This window comes from Pseudomonas sp. LBUM1669, from assembly GCF_059695705.1.
In genome coordinates this window covers 2811789-2827161 of the sequence record NZ_CP166784.1, presented here as the reverse complement: position 1 = coordinate 2827161, position 15373 = coordinate 2811789, and the positions used below count along the sequence as shown (strand labels likewise).

Here is a 15373-nt window from a genome sequence, read left to right as displayed (position 1 = left end):
ATTTCGCGGGCTCAAATCCGCTGCCTACAGGTATGAGCAGCGGACTCGGCGGAAATTCATTTTTGATACAGGAAGGTGATGAAATCAGGTGTCCTGCAGAATCAGATCGGCTCCTTTCTCCGCCACCATCAACACCGCCGCGTGGGTATTGCCGGAGGTTACGTTGGGGAAAATCGATGCATCGACAATGCGCAAACCGTCCAGACCATGGACCTTGAGACGCTTGTCGACCACCGACCGCTGCTCGTCCGCGCCCATCGCGCAGGAGCCGCACAGGTGATAAATCGAACCGCTGTTCTCCCGAAAATACTGCAGCATCTGTTCATCGCTTTCGATGGCCGGGCCGGGCAGCACCTCATCGACGGTGATGCGTTTGAGCGCCGGCGCCTGCATGATCTTGCGCATCAGGCGGCTGCCCTGGATCACTTCGTCGATGTCCTTTTGCGTGCTCAGGTAATTGGGGTCAATCAGTGCGGCGTCCCGCGGGTTTTTCGAGGCGATCTCGATGTGCCCGCGACTGGTTGGCCGGCACGGGTTGAAGCACAGCAGGAAGCCTGAGTACGGTTCGGGCTTGAGGCTGGCTTTGTTGTTTTTCGGGATCTGGTAAGACAGCGGGTTGAAGTAAAGCTGCAGGTTCGGATGGTGCTGCTGCTCGTTACCCCGGAAGAACCCGCCGGCCTGGTTGACGCTCATCGCCAGTGCGCCCTTGCGGGTGAACAGGTATTTGAGGCCCAGTTTGAACTGACCGAACAGCGAGCTGAGTTGGTCATTGAGCGTCGGGATGTTGGCCTTGTAGTAATAACTGGCGCACAGGTGGTCTTGCAGGTTCTGCCCCACCGCCGGCAGGTGTTTGACCAACGGGATGCTGTGCCTGGCCAGCAGCGCCTGATCGGCGACACCGGACAATTGCAGAATCTTTGGCGTGTCCACGGCACCGGCACACAGAATGACTTCCTTGCTCGCGGCGAAGGTGCGCACCACGCCGTGCTGGGTGATGGAGATCCCGGTCGCACGACCATTGTCGAACAGCACCCGGTCCACCAGCGCGTAGTGCTCGACCGTCAGGTTCGGCCGGCTCAATGCCGGATGCAGGTGCGCAAAGCTGCTGGAACAGCGTTGGCCGTTGCGGGTGTTGACATCGTAGATCCCCGAACCTTCGAATTTCGGCCCGTTGAAGTCGTCGCTGTGCGGGTAGCCGAGTTCGTCGCAGCCTTTGAGGAACACATCGCAGATCGGATGGGTCTGGCCCTTCATCGGCGTGATGCTGATCGGGCCGCTGCCGCCGTGGTATTCGCTGTCGCCCAGCGGATGGTTTTCCAGTTTGCGGAAGTACGGCAGCACATCCTTGAAACCCCAGCCATCGTTGCCGTTGGCCGCCCAATCGTCGAAGTCATGGGCCTGGCCGCGAACGTAGATCATCGCGTTGATCGAACCCGAACCGCCCTGGACCTTGCCACGCGGGGCATAGATTTCGCGGTTGCCCAGCTGCTTTTGCGGCTGGCTGTAGTACATCCAGTTGAAGGTCGGGTTGTAATACATTTTGGCAAAGCCGACCGGGATCTTGAACCACAGGGAACTGTCCTTGCCACCCGCCTCCAGCAGCAGCACCGAGTACTTCCCGGATGCCGAGAGCCGATTGGCGAGAATGCAGCCCGCGGCGCCAGCGCCAGCGATGATGTAGTCGTAAGTCATGCACGGTTACCGCGTAAGTCGTTGTACAAAAAAAACCGAGCGCCCCTCCTGTAGGAGCGAAGCTTGCTCGCGAAGGCGTCGCATCAGTCAACATTGATATTGGCTGACCCACCGCTTCCGCGAGCAAGCTTCGCTCCTACAGAGGGATTGAGCCCTCTCCCGTCAGCCTCTGGCTGGCGATGTGTCTTTGACGTCTGCCGGGGTCGGTGTCATTTGCAAATGCAAACGCTCACCGGTGTACGGCGAATGCCGGCGCACCACGTCCATATTCAGCTCTACACCCAGACCCGGTTCGGCGGACGGAATGATGTAGCCGTCCTCCCATTGCAACGGTTTTGTCAGGACTTCGGCATGGAAACCGCCCCAGGTCATGATGCTTTCCTGAATCAGGAAATTCGGCGTGCAGGTGGCCAATTGGAAACTCGCCGCCGCGCCAATCGGCCCGTTGTAGAGATGCGGCGCGATCTGCGCGTAATAAGCCTCGGCCATGCTGGCGATTTTTTTCGCCTCCAGCAGACCACCGCAACGAGCGACGTTCATTTGCAGAATCGACGCGCCGCCAGCCTGCAGTAATTTGAAAAATTCGTACTTTGTGGTCAGCCGTTCGCCGGTGGCAATCGGGATGCTGGTCTTGGCCGCGACTTGCGCCATGGCTTCTTCCTGTCCCGGCGGCACCGGTTCTTCGAACCACAACGGATCGTATTTCTCCAGGCGTTTGGCCAGGCGAATCGCCGAGGACGGCACCATCTGCCCGTGCGTGCCAAACAGCAAATCGCACTTGTCGCCCACCGCTTCGCGGATCTTGCGGCAGAAGGTTTCGCAACGCTCCAGCACTTCCAGGGAAATCTGGTGCCCGGAGTACGCGGTGTACGGCCCGGCCGGGTCGAACTTCACGGCGGTGAAGCCTTTGTTCATGTTCTCGATGGCGCACTCGGCCGCCAGGTCCGGGTCGTCGTAGTCGTACTCCCCCTTGCTGTTGACCGGGTACAAATAGGTGTAGGAACGCAGGCGTTCATTGACCTTGCCGCCGAGCAATTCGTAGACCGGCTTGTTCGCCGCTTTGCCGATGATGTCCCAGCAGGCCATCTCCAGGCCGCTGACCACGCCCATCATGGTCAGGTCCGGACGCTGGGTGAAACCGCTCGAATAGGCCTGACGGAAGAAGCGTTCGATGTGGTGCGGGTCGTGGTTGAGCAGGTAGCGTTCGAACACGTCTTCGATGATCGGCAGCATGGCTTTGGGGCCGAAGGTCGCGGCGTAGATCTCGCCCACGCCTTCGATGCCGCAATCGGTCTTGAGCTTGACGAACAGCCAGTACATGCCGCCGATGTGCGGTGGCGGTACGGCAACGATATGGGTTTCAAGGGCGACGATTTTCATCTCAGGCACCTGTCTTGTTCAAAGATTGACGATTGATTCGAGCGCGCAGGGTCAGGGCCGCCAGGGTCCCGAGCAGGCCGACGAAAGCGATGTAACCGAAATACAGCTTGTAACCAAAGGCCCCCGGGAAATGTTCGGTGAGGTAGCCGTTGATCAAGGGAATGAAAGCGTCCGGCAGGTACCCGACGACCGAGACAATGCCGATGGCCAGGCCGGTGATGCGCAGCGGAATGTTGCAGGTGTCGAGGATCGCCCAGTACAAGCCGCGAATGGCATAAGTCATCAAACCAATGAAAATCACCGTGCCGATCAACAAGCCCATGCTGTTGAGTGCCGGGAACACGATCAGGCCGACCATCGCCAATGTTGCCAGGAACAGCGCCACGATCAGCACCGAGATGTTCGAGAACTTGTCACCGAGCCAGCCACCGCCGATCCCGCCAATCGGGCGCATCCACAACTTGATGGTGGTGATGGTGCCGGCCATGACCGCGGTCATGCCACCGCCCTGCAAGTAATCGGAGAAGCTGTAAGTGGCCCAGAAGATGTGATAACCGCAGAACACAATGGCCGTCACCAGCCACAGTTCAGGGATTTTCACCAAGGTGGTCAGGTCGCTGAGCAGGTTGTACTTGCCCTTCTCCACCGCCGCCGTGTCTTCCATCGACTTCGGGTCCTTGATCAGCACCAGCACACAGCCGATGGCGATACAGGTGAAGGCGTAGAGGTAGACCACGTGCTTGAAGCCTTCAGCGGCGGACTCGCCACGGGTTTCGGTGGCGAAGGCAAACAGCCCCAGCGCGACGGTCGCCAGCAAGGCTTCGACCAGTCCGCGACCGCCATCGAGGATGCCGAAGAAACGCCCTTGTTCAGTGTGATGAGCGATCATTTTCACGCGTTTGAGCACCGAGGCCCAGAACGTCAGGCCGGTGGTCAGGCCCCAGCAACCGAAGATGATCATCAAACCGGTCATCGACGGCGCGGTGGAATACCAAAGGCCCAGGGCGCCAGTGGCGACCAGCGAGAAGAAAATCAGGAATCGTGGGGCAATGCGATCCGCCAACCAACCGCTGGGCAGATACGACAACAGGAAAATCGTGCCGAGCATCGAGTACAGATAACCCAGTTCGCTGTGGTTGATCTGGAACACTTCGAGCATGGTGGTCTGGTAGACCTGGCGCAGGTACAGGATCGGATAGATCGCACCGGCGGCCAGCACTAATAGCATCAGTTGGAAATAGCGACTTCCCTTGTCACTGTGGACTTTTGAACCCGCGTTCGAACCCTGAACAGCGGCAGCAGTGGATGCATGCTTGGACATCTAGGAGACCTCGGGCAGCCCGGTGGTCCGGGCGCCCCTGATAATTGTTTTTATGGGTGCAGCGTGAGGCGTGTTGCGGGTGGATCAATACTTCATCACCACAAGACGGGTCTGGGTGAATTCGAGCATGCCGTGCTTGCCGTCATCGCCGCCCAGGCCCGAGCGTTTCCAGCCGGCGTGGAAGCCTTGGTACGGGTCCGCCGGGGTGCGATTGACGTACAACTCGCCGGCCTCGATGGCGTTGGCGACTTTCATCGTGGTGCGGTAGTTCTCGGTGTACAGCACCGAAGACAGGCCGAACTGATGGTCGTTGGCCATGGCCAGCGCTTCGTCGATGTCGCGGTACTTGAGTACCGGCAACACGGGGCCGAAGATTTCTTCCTGGATGATTTCCATGTCCTGACGGCAACCGCTGAGCAGGGTCGGCGGGTAAAAATGGCCGGGGCCTTGCGGGATAAAGCCGCCTGTTTCCAGTACAGCACCGTCGGCGACGGCGCGCTCGACCATGGCGTGGATGTTCTGTTGCGAGCTGGCGTTGACCAACGGCCCCATCAGGCCGGCATCGGTGGCCCGGTCGCCGAATTTCACAGCGCTGATTTTGGCTTTGAGCAGGGCGAGGAATTTTTCGTAGACGCTTTCCTGAACATAGACCCGCTCCACCGCCGTGCACAACTGGCCACAGTGGGTGGTCTTGGAGGCGACTATCGCGCTGGCGGCGGCTTCAAGATCGGCATCGGCCTCGATGATTGCCGGGGTTTTTCCGCCCAGTTCCAGCGACGGCTTGGCGATGTTGGCCTTGCAGTAGTCGAGCACGATGCGCCCGGCGTTGACGCTGCCGGTCAGGGTGATCAAGCCGACGGCTTTGTGAGTGCACACCGCAGCGGCGGTGGCGTGGTCCATGGTCAGGATGTTGACCACGCCGGCCGGCAAACCGGATTGCTGCACGGCTTTGGCGATTTCGAACGCAGAGGTCGGGGTGTTGTTGCTCGGTCGCACCACCACGGTGTTGCCGGCAATCAGCGCCGGGGCGATTTTGCGCAGCAACGTGTAAACCGGGTAATTGAACGGAATCAGGCACGCGACCACGCCAATCGGTTCACGGTGCAGAAACAGGTTTTCGTTCGGGCTGTCGCTGGGAATGATCTCGCCTTCGATCCGGCGCGCCCATTCGGCGTGATATCGGGTGATCTGCGCCGCGTAGCGGGCTTCGTTGCTGGCATCAGCCACGCTCTTGCCGGATTCGGCGGCGAGGGCTGCACCGATACGATCGGCACAGGCATCGAGGGCGTCGGCGAAGGAGCGCAGGTGTTCGGCGCGTTCGATACTGGTGAGTTTGCCCCAGACTTTCTGGGCTGCGGCGGCGGCTTCGACCGCATTGACCGCTTCATCGGCGGTCGCGGCCGAGACGTGGCCTACCAGCGCTTCGGTCGCCGGGTTGAAGACTGCGATCAGCGCTTCGCCGGCAGGTTCTATGAAGTGACCATTAACAAAATTTCGCTCGAGTCGCATGTGCATCGCCCATCGTTGTTTTTATCCAGTGAGACGCAGTCTTGGCATCTGGCATGAGTTGAACAAACGATTTATTGAGCGATGTAACATTCGAAAAATACAGGTTACCCCTGCAGCGTCATGATCAAATGTGGGTTGGGCGTGGTCAGTTGGCGGCGGTCGAGGGCTCTAGCTGCCGTTGCGCCAGCCAGATCTCTTCCTGCAACCACTGACTGAACACCTGCAACTGCGGCATCAATGTCTGCTCCGGCCGGGTCACCAGCCAATAGGATTGATGCCCTTCGACATGTACGTTCAGCACTTGGGTCAACTGCCCGCTGGCCAGTTCCGACGCGACCATGTGCCAGTCGGCGATGGTGATGCCCAACCCGTCGACGGCCGCACGGATCGCCAGGTCCAGCAGGTCGAACTCGTAGCCGCCCTGGGTATCGACGCCGGTGATGCGCGCCGCGCCCAGCCAGTGTTTCCAGGTCAGGTAGCGCTGGTCTTCCCGGGCCAGGACGTGCAACAACGTCAGGCGATTGAGATCTATGCCCTGCCCGCTCCACTCCCGCGCATACAAGGACGGCGCGCACACCGCAATGTGCCGTTCCTGGATCAGCAGCGAACTGTCCAGCCCGTCCCATTCGCCGTCGCCGAAACGGATCGCGCAATCGAGCGTGCTGGTTTCGGCCAGGCTGTCCTGCAACCGTGTGGTGATGCTCAGTTCCAGTTCCGGATGCTTTTCCCGCAATCGCCCCAGCCGCGGCATCAGCCAGCGATTGGTGAAGGTCGGCGGCGCGTTGATGTGCAGGCGATTGGAATGGGTTTTCTGCTGGATGCTGCGCACAGTCAGTTCGATCTTGTCGAAGGATTGATGCAGTGCCCGCAGCAGAATTCGCCCGGCGCTGGTCAGTTCGAGGTGATGGTGGCGGCGTTCCAGCAGCGTCTCGTCGAGCTGTTCTTCCAGCTGACGCACCTGGCGGCTGACGGCGCTCTGGGTCACGTTCAACAACTCGGCAGCGCGGGTGAAGCTGCCCGTGCTGCCAGCCACTTCAAAGGCTTTCAGCGCGTTGAGGCCGGGCATTTTGCGTTTCATGGAGGGCTCTCAATAGGGGTTACAAGGCACAAAGCATCCCACGCTCGCCGTGTATTGTCCTACAGGATTTTCTAACTAACATGCATTTGACGAAGGTTCTATCGCGCTTTTTATCGTTTGTTCAACGCATCGCTGATCGCAAGACTGGCCGGCATCTCTAATAAAAATAACCGAGAGCTGCCCCATGCACTTCCCTGCTTCCCTGCGCCTTAGTCCGTCTTGCCTCGCTTTACTCTGCACCTTCGCAGCGCCTGCCATGGCGGTACAAGTGACCGACAACCTGGACCTCGGCGGTGCCATTCGTGCCCGCTGGGATTACGATCCGGACCGTGACATCCAGAAGTTCGGCCTGGACACCGTGTTCCTCAGCGCCAAGTACAACTCCGACACGTGGATCGGTGAGGCTCAATACCGTTTCTACGGGCGGTCCTACCCTTACCAGTACACCAAGAACTACGGTGACATCCAGTTCGCCAAGTTCGCGTGGGCCGGCTACAAGTTCAACACCGATCAGCAGGTGCAAGTGGGCCTGAACACGGTGCCATTTGGTTTGCAGCCGTACTTCGGCAGCACGTTCTACGAAACCCTGGGCAACGTCATCGGCCTGGAAGATGTGCAACAGGTTGGCGCCAAGTACATCCAGCAATCGGGCGACTGGAACCTCCAGGCCGGTTACTACCTGCGCCCGGCGTGGCAAGGCAAAGGCACCAGCAACGGGGTCACCTACTCCAGTGTGGTGTCCGAAGCCGACAGTTACGTCGCCGACGGCAGCGACAACCAGGAGCGCAACACCGTGGTGCTGCGCGTGGCCAAGGCGCTGGACCTGGGACCATGGAAGTCTGAAATCGGCCTTTCTGGCCTGACGTCGTCGCTTCAGAACAGGGACACCAATGACGATGGCCGGCGTAACGCCGTGGCCGTTCACTATTTGGGCAAGAACGGTCCCTGGGGTGTTCAGCTGCAAGCGGCGCGGCAACAGATGTCGCCGCGCAACGCCGGCACTGATGAACTGGTGACGCTGGGCGGTTACGACGGCACGTACAACGTCGCCAGTCGCGGCAATCTGTATGTGGCGGATGTGAGTTATGACGTGGCCGGCAAATACCTGTTCGATCAGGTCAGCGGCGTGAAGCTGTACGTCAACTACAGCGCCTTCGATAAATCCGCCAACGACTTCAAGACCTCGCAACGGATGATCCTCGGCACCTCGTTCTCGTTGAGCAAACTGTGGATCGCGACAGAATGGATCTACGGCAAGAACGATCCGTACATCGGCGGGAGCAGCTATACCCAGAGTCTGGGTGCGGGTGGTAGTGACCAGTGGGAAAACCAGTTGTATATGAACATCGGCTATTACTTCTGATCCGGCATTTTTGGCGTCCTTGAGGACGCCATCGCGGGCAAGCTCGCTCCCACAGGATCACCGAACCTGTGGGAGCGGGTTGCCCGCGAAGACGCCCGTCCAGACAACACTTGCATCAGCCCCTTCCTGATAGTCAGATAGGCACCACAAACCCATCCAAAAACAATAAGCCGACCCGACGCAACACCCGAGGCCGGTGCGGAGCCATCCTCCCATGCGTCAACTGCCCTCGCTCAACATGCTGCGTGTCTTCGAGGAAGTCGCGCGGCATCGCAGCTTCAGCCAGGCCGCCCTGGGCCTGAACGTCACTCAGGGTGCCGTCAGTCGCCAGATCAAACAGCTCGAAGACTACCTCGGCGTGGCGCTCTTCATACGGACGCCCCAAGGCTTGTCACTGACCGAAACCGGCACCGCCCTCTCCCCGCATCTGGCGGAGGCCTTCGACCACATCGAACGCGCCCTGCAAGCCGTGCGCGTGCCGAACCTGCGTCAGCGCCTGCGCATTCTCGCGCCACCAACCTGGGCCACGCGCTGGTTGTCGGCGCACTTGCGCGTGTTCTGCCAACGTTACCCGGACATCAGCCTGAGCGTGACCAACCAGGCCAGCCACGACAACCTCGCGGAAATTGATTGCCACATCCGCTTCGGCCTCGAAGCCGCCAGCCATTGCAGCAGTCAGTTACTGGTGATGGAACGGCACATCGCGGTGGCCAGTCCGGAACTGTTCAACGATGGGCAACCACCGGACCTGAGGCAGTTTCCGTTGCTGCACATTTTGCACGACGGCAAGCGCTTGAAAGTCTGGGAAAACTGGCTGGCGGCGATGGACCGCGACGATGTGGATGCCGGGCAAGGGTTGGAATTCAGCACACTGGATCAGGTGATCCATACCGCGCTGGCGGGGGGTGGATTGGCAGTGATTGATCGGCAGATGATCGAGAAGGAACTGGCCAATGGCAGTTTGTTGCCGATCACCCCGGTGGAAGTGATCGGACCGTATGGCTATTGGCTGGATGTGGCGAACGACAAGCAAGGGTTGTCGAAAGTGCGGTTGTTTACCGATTGGTTGGCATTGGTCAGTAATCCCTGATCACCCGCACCTGTAGCAGCTGCCGAGCCCGCGAGGCTGCGTTCGGCTGCGAAGCAGTCGTAAGATCAGGTTACTCGGTCCTTCAGGTTGACCGGGTTGTCTGGACTACGACTGCTGCGCAGCCGAACGCAGCCACGGCAGCTGCTACAGAAGACGGTGGTGAGGCTTGATTAGATCGGTGCCGCGACTTTTACTGCCCCCGTTGCACTCCCCTCCACCGGACTCTGCGCCTTGCACGCCTGGCTCAACGTCAACGATTTAGTCTCCGGCGCCCAGGCCCAGGACAGCAACGCCCCCAGCGCCAGGATCGCCGCCAGAATGCCCATGGTCGGGCTCAAGCCGATACCCGCCACGCTCACCGGCAACAGAAACGTACTCACCGCCGAGCCCAAGCGACTGACGGCTGTCGCCAGGCCAATCCCGCTGGCCCGCACTTCGGTCGGGAAGCTCTCGGCCGGGAATACCCCCACCAGGTTGCTCACCGCCGACAACACCAGGGTAAACAAACCAAACACCAACACCATCAGGAACGCCGCGCTGCTCGGCAACACGGCCAACATGAACAACGCGACCGCCAGAATGATGAACGAGTTGATCAAGAACCCGCGGCGGGAGAATTTAATCGTGCACCAGATGCCGATCAGCGCCCCGAGGATCAGCAGCATGTTCAGCATCAGCTCCGTGCCAAAGCCTTCGGCCAAACCCATCTTTTGCAGGATCGACGGCAGGAAGGTGTAAATGGCGAAGTACGGCATCACGATGCAGACGAAGAACAGGCAATTGAACGCGGTGCGTTTGCGGTATTCACGGCTGAACAGCACGGCGTAGCCGGAACGGGTTTCGGTGGATTGGGTTTCGTCGAGCTCGACGTTGTCACCCAGGTGTTTCTTGACGATCGCTCGCGCCTCGGCGATTCGACCCTGGTTCACCAGCCAACGCGGCGACTCCGGCGTGCCAATGCGGGCAATCAGGATCAGCGCCGCCGGGATGGCCGACGAGGCCAGCATCCAGCGCCAGGCATCGTCGCCGAGGCTGAGCATGGCGGTGCCGACGAACGTAGCGGCAACGTAGCCGAAGGTCCAGATCACGCTGAACGAACCGAGCAGCACACCGCGATGTTTCTTCGGTGCAAACTCGGCCAGCATGGCGTGACCGACGCTGAAATCACCGCCCAACCCGATACCGATCAACACTCGGCACAGGAACAGTCCCATGGCTGTCTCGGCGTAGAACTGCATCACCGAGGCAATGGTAATCAGCACGAAGCTGACCAGGAAGATTTTCTGCCGGCCGACCTTATCGGAGATCCAGCCAAAAAACAGACTGCCGAGAAACAGGCCGATCAGTGCCGAAGCGCCAATCAAACCTTGCCAGAACGCATCCAGCTGCATTTGCGGACTGAGCAACGTGAACGCGATACCGATCAGGCCGAGGATGTAGCCGTCGGTGAAGTGTGCGCCGAAGGTCAGTCCGGCGATTTTGAGGTGAAAGCGCCCGATGGGCAGGTCGTCGATTTTTACCGGTTGTACGGACATGTAAGTCTCCAATTGTTGTTATTGACGGAGAAATGAAACCGATAGCTTTTTGTGGGAGCGGGCTTGCTCGCGAAGAGGAAGTGTCAGTCGACATTTATGTTGCCTGACACGCCGCTGTCGCGAGCAAGCCTTCCCCCACAAGGTTTGGCGCCGTTACAGGCCGCCCATTAACAGGTATTTGATTTCCAGGTAGTCATCCAGACCGTACTTCGAACCCTCACGACCGAGGCCCGATTCCTTGATGCCACCGAACGGTGCCACTTCCGTGGAAATGATCCCTTCGTTGATTCCGACCATGCCTGCTTCCAGGCCCTCGGCCATGCGCCAGACACGGCCGATGTCACGACTGTAAAAGTAAGCAGACAAACCGTAGGGCGTGTCGTTGGCCTTTTGCAGCACTTCGGCTTCGTCCTTGAAGCGGAAGCACGCCGCCACCGGCCCGAAGGTTTCGTCCTGGGCGATCAGCATGTCGCTGGTGGCTTCGGCGAGGATGGTCGGTTCATAAAACGTACCGCCGAGTGCGTGGCGACGACCACCGCACAACAGCTTGGCGCCCTTCTCCAGCGCATCGCCGACATGCAGTTCAACCTTGGCCAGCGCCGCCGCGTTGATCAGCGGACCTTGCTCGGTTTCACCGTCCAGCGCACTGCCGACGCGCATCGCCGCCACGGCTTCAGCGAGCTTGCCGGTGAATGCTTCGTACACGCCGTCCTGGATAAAGAAGCGGTTCACGCAGACGCAGGTTTGCCCGGTGTTGCGGAATTTCGAGGCCATGGCGCCTTTGACCGCAGCGTCCAGATCGGCGTCGTCGAAGACAATGAACGGCGCGTTGCCGCCCAGTTCCAGCGAGACTTTTTTCAGGGTGTCGGCGGCCTGACGCATCAGCAATTTGCCGGTGCGCGTGGAACCGGTGAACGACAGTTTGCGCACGATGCCCGAGGCTTGTAGCGCCCCGCCAATCGCCACGGCATCACCGGAAACGATGTTGAACACACCGGCCGGAATGCCCGCCTGCTCGGCCAGCACCGCCAAGGCGAACGCGGACAACGGCGTCTCTTCCGAAGGTTTGAGAATCATCGTACAACCGGCCGCCAGCGCCGGGCCGACCTTGCGGGTAACCATCGCCAGCGGGAAGTTCCAAGGGGTGATCGCCGCAACGACACCGATGGCTTCCTTGACCACGATGATCCGCGCGTCAGCCTTGTGGCTTGGGATCACGTCGCCGTAAGCGCGCTTGGCTTCTTCGGCGAACCACTCCAGAAAACTCGCGGCATAAACCACTTCGCCCATGGCTTCGGCCAGTGGCTTGCCCTGCTCGCGGCTGAGCAGCGTCGCCAGATCCTTCTGGTTGCTCAGCATCAGCTCGCTCCAGCGCTTGAGCTTCTGGCTGCGTTCCTTGGCGGTCAACTTGCGCCAGGATGGCAATGCACGGTTGGCGGCATCGATGGCGCGGTTGGTTTCTTCGGCGCCTGCCTTTTGCACGTCGGTAATCAACTCACCGTTAGCCGGGTTGAACACCGGGTAGGTCGAGCCGGCGCAGGACCACTGACCATCGATGAAATTGCCATTGCGGATCAGCGCGCTCATGCCACAGCCTCGGTCAGGTTGAAGCGTTCAAGACCTGGACGGGCCGAACGCAAGATTCGTTTGCCGGCGGTGTAATCGTTGATCACGTCGCACGGGGTGTAATTGCGTTCCAGTTCATGCAGTTCTTCGGCATCGAGTCGGGTTTCCAGCGCCGCCAGCGCACTGTCGAATTGCTCGGTGGTGTCAGCGCCGACCAGCATGCAATCCACGCCCGGATGATTGGCGACCCAGGCCTGGGCGATCTGCGCATTCGACACACCACGGGCACGGGCCACGCGCTGTACCGAATGCGCGATCTGGAACGAGGCTTCGTCGCTGTACATCTGCTGGGTAAAGAAGTCGGTCTGGTTGCGGGTCGACTGCACGTCACCGGTCAACAAGCCACGGGCCAGCGGGCTGAACACCGAGACGCCCAAACCCTGGTCGCGGCAGAACGGAATCATCTCGCGCTCTTCTTCGCGGTAGGCGCAGTTCAGTTGCAGCTGCATGTTGATCGGCTTGACCCAACCATTGCGTTCGCAGGCCATGAGAATCTTCGCCAACTGCCCGGTGAGCATGGTCGACACGCCAATGTAACGGGCCTTGCCGGAACGCACGATGTCGTTCATGGCGCTCATGGTTTCTTCAACCGGCGTGTTCACGTCGAAGTAATGCAGCATGAACACATCGACGTACTCCATGTTCAGGCGCTTCAGCGAGGCGTCGATGCTGTCCATGATGTGCTTGCGCGAATGGCCGCTGGCGTTGATCCCGGTGCGGGTGCCGTAGCCGACCTTGGTGGTGATCACCAGGTCCTCGCGACGGGCCAGGCGCTTGACGATGCGCCCGACCACTTCCTCGCCGACGCCGGCGGAATAGAAGTCGGCGAGGTCGATGAAGTTCACACCGTTATCCAACGCGTGCGCGACGATCGGCTCGCTCTTCTTCTCATTGAAGATCCACGGTTTCCAGTCCGGGGTGCCCATGTTCATGGTGCCCAGGCACAAGCGGGAGACTTGCAGGCCGGAGTGGCCAAGACGAATGTATTGCATGGCGCGGACCTCAGGCTTTTGGCGTGTAGAAAGGGTTGCTGATGTGATCGACCACATCTGCCAGTTGCGCGGTTTCCGGTTTGCCGGTCAGCGCGGCACGGATGGCCGTGCGGCAGGCGTTGTAGTTGTTCAGGTAGACCGCATCCAGGTCATCGCAGGCCGGGTTGACCCAGTTCGCGGTGACGATCGCCCACTCGTCTTCGGCTTCCGGCGGCAAGGTGCCGTCGAGCAGCGCTTCCAGAACAGCCTTGGCGATCCCGGCCTGCGACGCGCCCCAGGTAGCGTTGCCATGCAAGTCGCTGCTGATCGCAGCCTTGTTGACATAAAGGGTCATCGGCTTCACCGGAATGTTCGGCTGGGCGATCACCATGAACGGACAATGGCCCTGGCTCGGCGACGCCAGGCTATTGGCAAACGCCTGCCCCGCCGGACCGTTACGCGGGCCGATCAGAATGTTGATATGCGCGGCGTTTATGCCCGGGCCTTCGAAACCTTCACCGATGTACAGGTCGAGTTCTTTCATGGGTCATTACTCTTCAGTGATTTTTTGGATGATCAGAAATGCACGCAGACTGTGGAGGTCGCATGGCAAATGTCAGGGGGCGAAGAGCGCGGGTCGTGGCGTAGAGAATCAGTCATAGGTGCAAACGCTCTTTTTTGTTGTTGATGAGCTGTGTTTGCAATTTTTTAACATTGAGGGATTGAGGGGCTGTAACCATTAAATGTCATGGGGGCATGAGGTTTGGTAATGCCCCGCAGAAACCCGGCGCAATTGTGTTTAAAATGCCGCCCCCATCAAACTGCTGGCCCTGCCCGATGAACGCTGACGCTCTCTCCACCCTTCACGACCATTTGCTGAAAGCCCTGGCCGATGCACCCGCAGAAACCCGTCGGTTGTTCCATGGCCGGGGCCGGTGCTGGCCTGGGCTGGAGCAGTTGACCGTCGACTGGCTACAGGGTGTGGTGCTGGTGTCGCTGTTCAAGGAACCTGAAGCGGCGCAGCTGGAAGATTTGAAGCGGTTGCTGATGGCGGTCACTGAATCGGCGCAGTGGCAACAGTCAGGGGCGCAGACGCTGTTGCTGCAACACCGCTACCTGCTGCAAAGCACCACCGAATGGCTGCTTGGGGAAGCGATCGAGGAATTGATCATCACCGAGGGCGGCCTGCGTTATCGGGTGGATCTGGGCCGTAAGCAGAACACCGGGTTGTTCCTTGACATGCGCTACGGTCGCGACTGGGTACGGGCCAATGCCGACGGCAAGCGCGTGTTGAATCTGTTCGCCTACACCTGCGGCTTTTCGGTCGCCGCCATCGAAGGTGGCGCCGAACACGTGGTCAACCTGGACATGTCCAGCCCGGCGCTGAACCGTGGTCGTGACAACCATCGGCTCAATGGCCATGACATGAGCAAGGTGAGTTTTCTTGGCCATGACTTGTTCAAGTCCTGGGGCAAGGTGATCGGCAAGGGCCCTTACGACCTGGTGATCATCGATCCGCCGTCCTTTCAGAAAGGCAGTTTTCTGCTGACCAAGGATTACCAGCGCGTGTTGCGTCGGCTGCCGGAGTTGCTCAGTCCCCAAGGGACGGTGCTGGCGTGCATGAACGATCCGGCGTTCGGGGCGGACTTCCTGATTGATGGCGTGATGCGTGAAGCGCCGGGTTTGCGGTTCGAGCGGCGGCTGGAGAATCCGCCGGAGTTTCCGGATGCTGATGTTGAATGCGGGTTGAAGGCGTTGGTGTTCACGCTGAAGGACTGAGTGCTCCTACAAGGGTTCTGGTGTGTGAC

The 15373-nt window shown here is 59.9% G+C and carries 12 protein-coding genes; 3 read left to right on the top strand and 9 right to left on the bottom strand.

What is annotated here, in order from left to right; all coding sequences use genetic code 11:
* Positions 1 to 84 precede the first annotated feature (84 nt).
* From ACA051_RS13195 to ACA051_RS13175, 5 genes are all read right to left on the bottom strand, one after another.
* On the bottom strand, positions 85 to 1692 hold the full coding sequence (locus ACA051_RS13195) for a GMC family oxidoreductase (protein ID WP_497375134.1): 1608 nt from the start codon (positions 1690 to 1692) through the stop codon (positions 85 to 87).
* Between the two features lie 162 nt (positions 1693 to 1854).
* Positions 1855 to 3072 (bottom strand): mandelate racemase/muconate lactonizing enzyme family protein, encoded by a 1218-nt coding sequence (locus ACA051_RS13190; RefSeq protein ID WP_497375132.1) that lies wholly within the window; start codon positions 3070 to 3072, stop codon positions 1855 to 1857.
* Position 3073: 1 nt separating this feature from the next.
* Entirely contained in the window at positions 3074 to 4393 is a 1320-nt protein-coding gene (locus tag ACA051_RS13185; RefSeq protein WP_497310194.1) for an MFS transporter, read from the bottom strand.
* An 84-nt stretch (positions 4394 to 4477) separates the two neighbouring features.
* A complete protein-coding gene (gene aldA / locus ACA051_RS13180; protein ID WP_497310586.1) occupies positions 4478 to 5902 on the bottom strand; it encodes an aldehyde dehydrogenase in 1425 nt (474 codons plus the stop codon).
* A gap of 145 nt (positions 5903 to 6047) precedes the next feature.
* A complete protein-coding gene (locus tag ACA051_RS13175) occupies positions 6048 to 6980 on the bottom strand; it encodes a LysR substrate-binding domain-containing protein (RefSeq protein ID WP_497375130.1) in 933 nt (310 codons plus the stop codon).
* A 184-nt stretch (positions 6981 to 7164) separates the two neighbouring features.
* Between ACA051_RS13175 and ACA051_RS13170 the strand changes: the two genes are divergently transcribed.
* Entirely contained in the window at positions 7165 to 8343 is a 1179-nt protein-coding gene (locus ACA051_RS13170; RefSeq protein ID WP_497310192.1) for a hypothetical protein, read from the top strand.
* A 214-nt stretch (positions 8344 to 8557) separates the two neighbouring features.
* Positions 8558 to 9433: a LysR substrate-binding domain-containing protein gene (locus ACA051_RS13165; RefSeq protein WP_497310191.1), complete on the top strand. Its 876-nt coding sequence runs from the start codon at positions 8558 to 8560 to the stop codon at positions 9431 to 9433.
* Positions 9434 to 9603: 170 nt separating this feature from the next.
* Here the strand turns inward: ACA051_RS13165 and ACA051_RS13160 are convergent, their stop codons facing one another.
* The 4 genes from ACA051_RS13160 to fae form a co-directional block, all read right to left on the bottom strand.
* Positions 9604 to 10968, bottom strand: coding sequence for an MFS transporter (locus ACA051_RS13160; protein WP_497310190.1), 1365 nt, complete (start codon positions 10966 to 10968; stop codon positions 9604 to 9606).
* Between the two features lie 153 nt (positions 10969 to 11121).
* Complete coding sequence (locus ACA051_RS13155; RefSeq protein ID WP_497310189.1) at positions 11122 to 12555, bottom strand: NAD-dependent succinate-semialdehyde dehydrogenase; 1434 nt, start codon at positions 12553 to 12555, stop codon at positions 11122 to 11124.
* On the bottom strand, positions 12552 to 13586 hold the full coding sequence (locus tag ACA051_RS13150; RefSeq protein ID WP_497310188.1) for an aldo/keto reductase: 1035 nt from the start codon (positions 13584 to 13586) through the stop codon (positions 12552 to 12554). The genes ACA051_RS13155 and ACA051_RS13150 overlap by 4 nt, the downstream gene beginning before the upstream one ends.
* Positions 13587 to 13596: 10 nt before the next feature.
* Positions 13597 to 14109, bottom strand: coding sequence for a formaldehyde-activating enzyme (gene fae / locus ACA051_RS13145; protein WP_403101851.1), 513 nt, complete (start codon positions 14107 to 14109; stop codon positions 13597 to 13599).
* Positions 14110 to 14402: 293 nt separating this feature from the next.
* Here fae and ACA051_RS13140 point away from each other — a divergent pair, with 293 nt between their 5' ends.
* Positions 14403 to 15344 (top strand): class I SAM-dependent methyltransferase, encoded by a 942-nt coding sequence (locus ACA051_RS13140; protein WP_497375128.1) that lies wholly within the window; start codon positions 14403 to 14405, stop codon positions 15342 to 15344.
* Positions 15345 to 15373 lie beyond the last annotated feature (29 nt).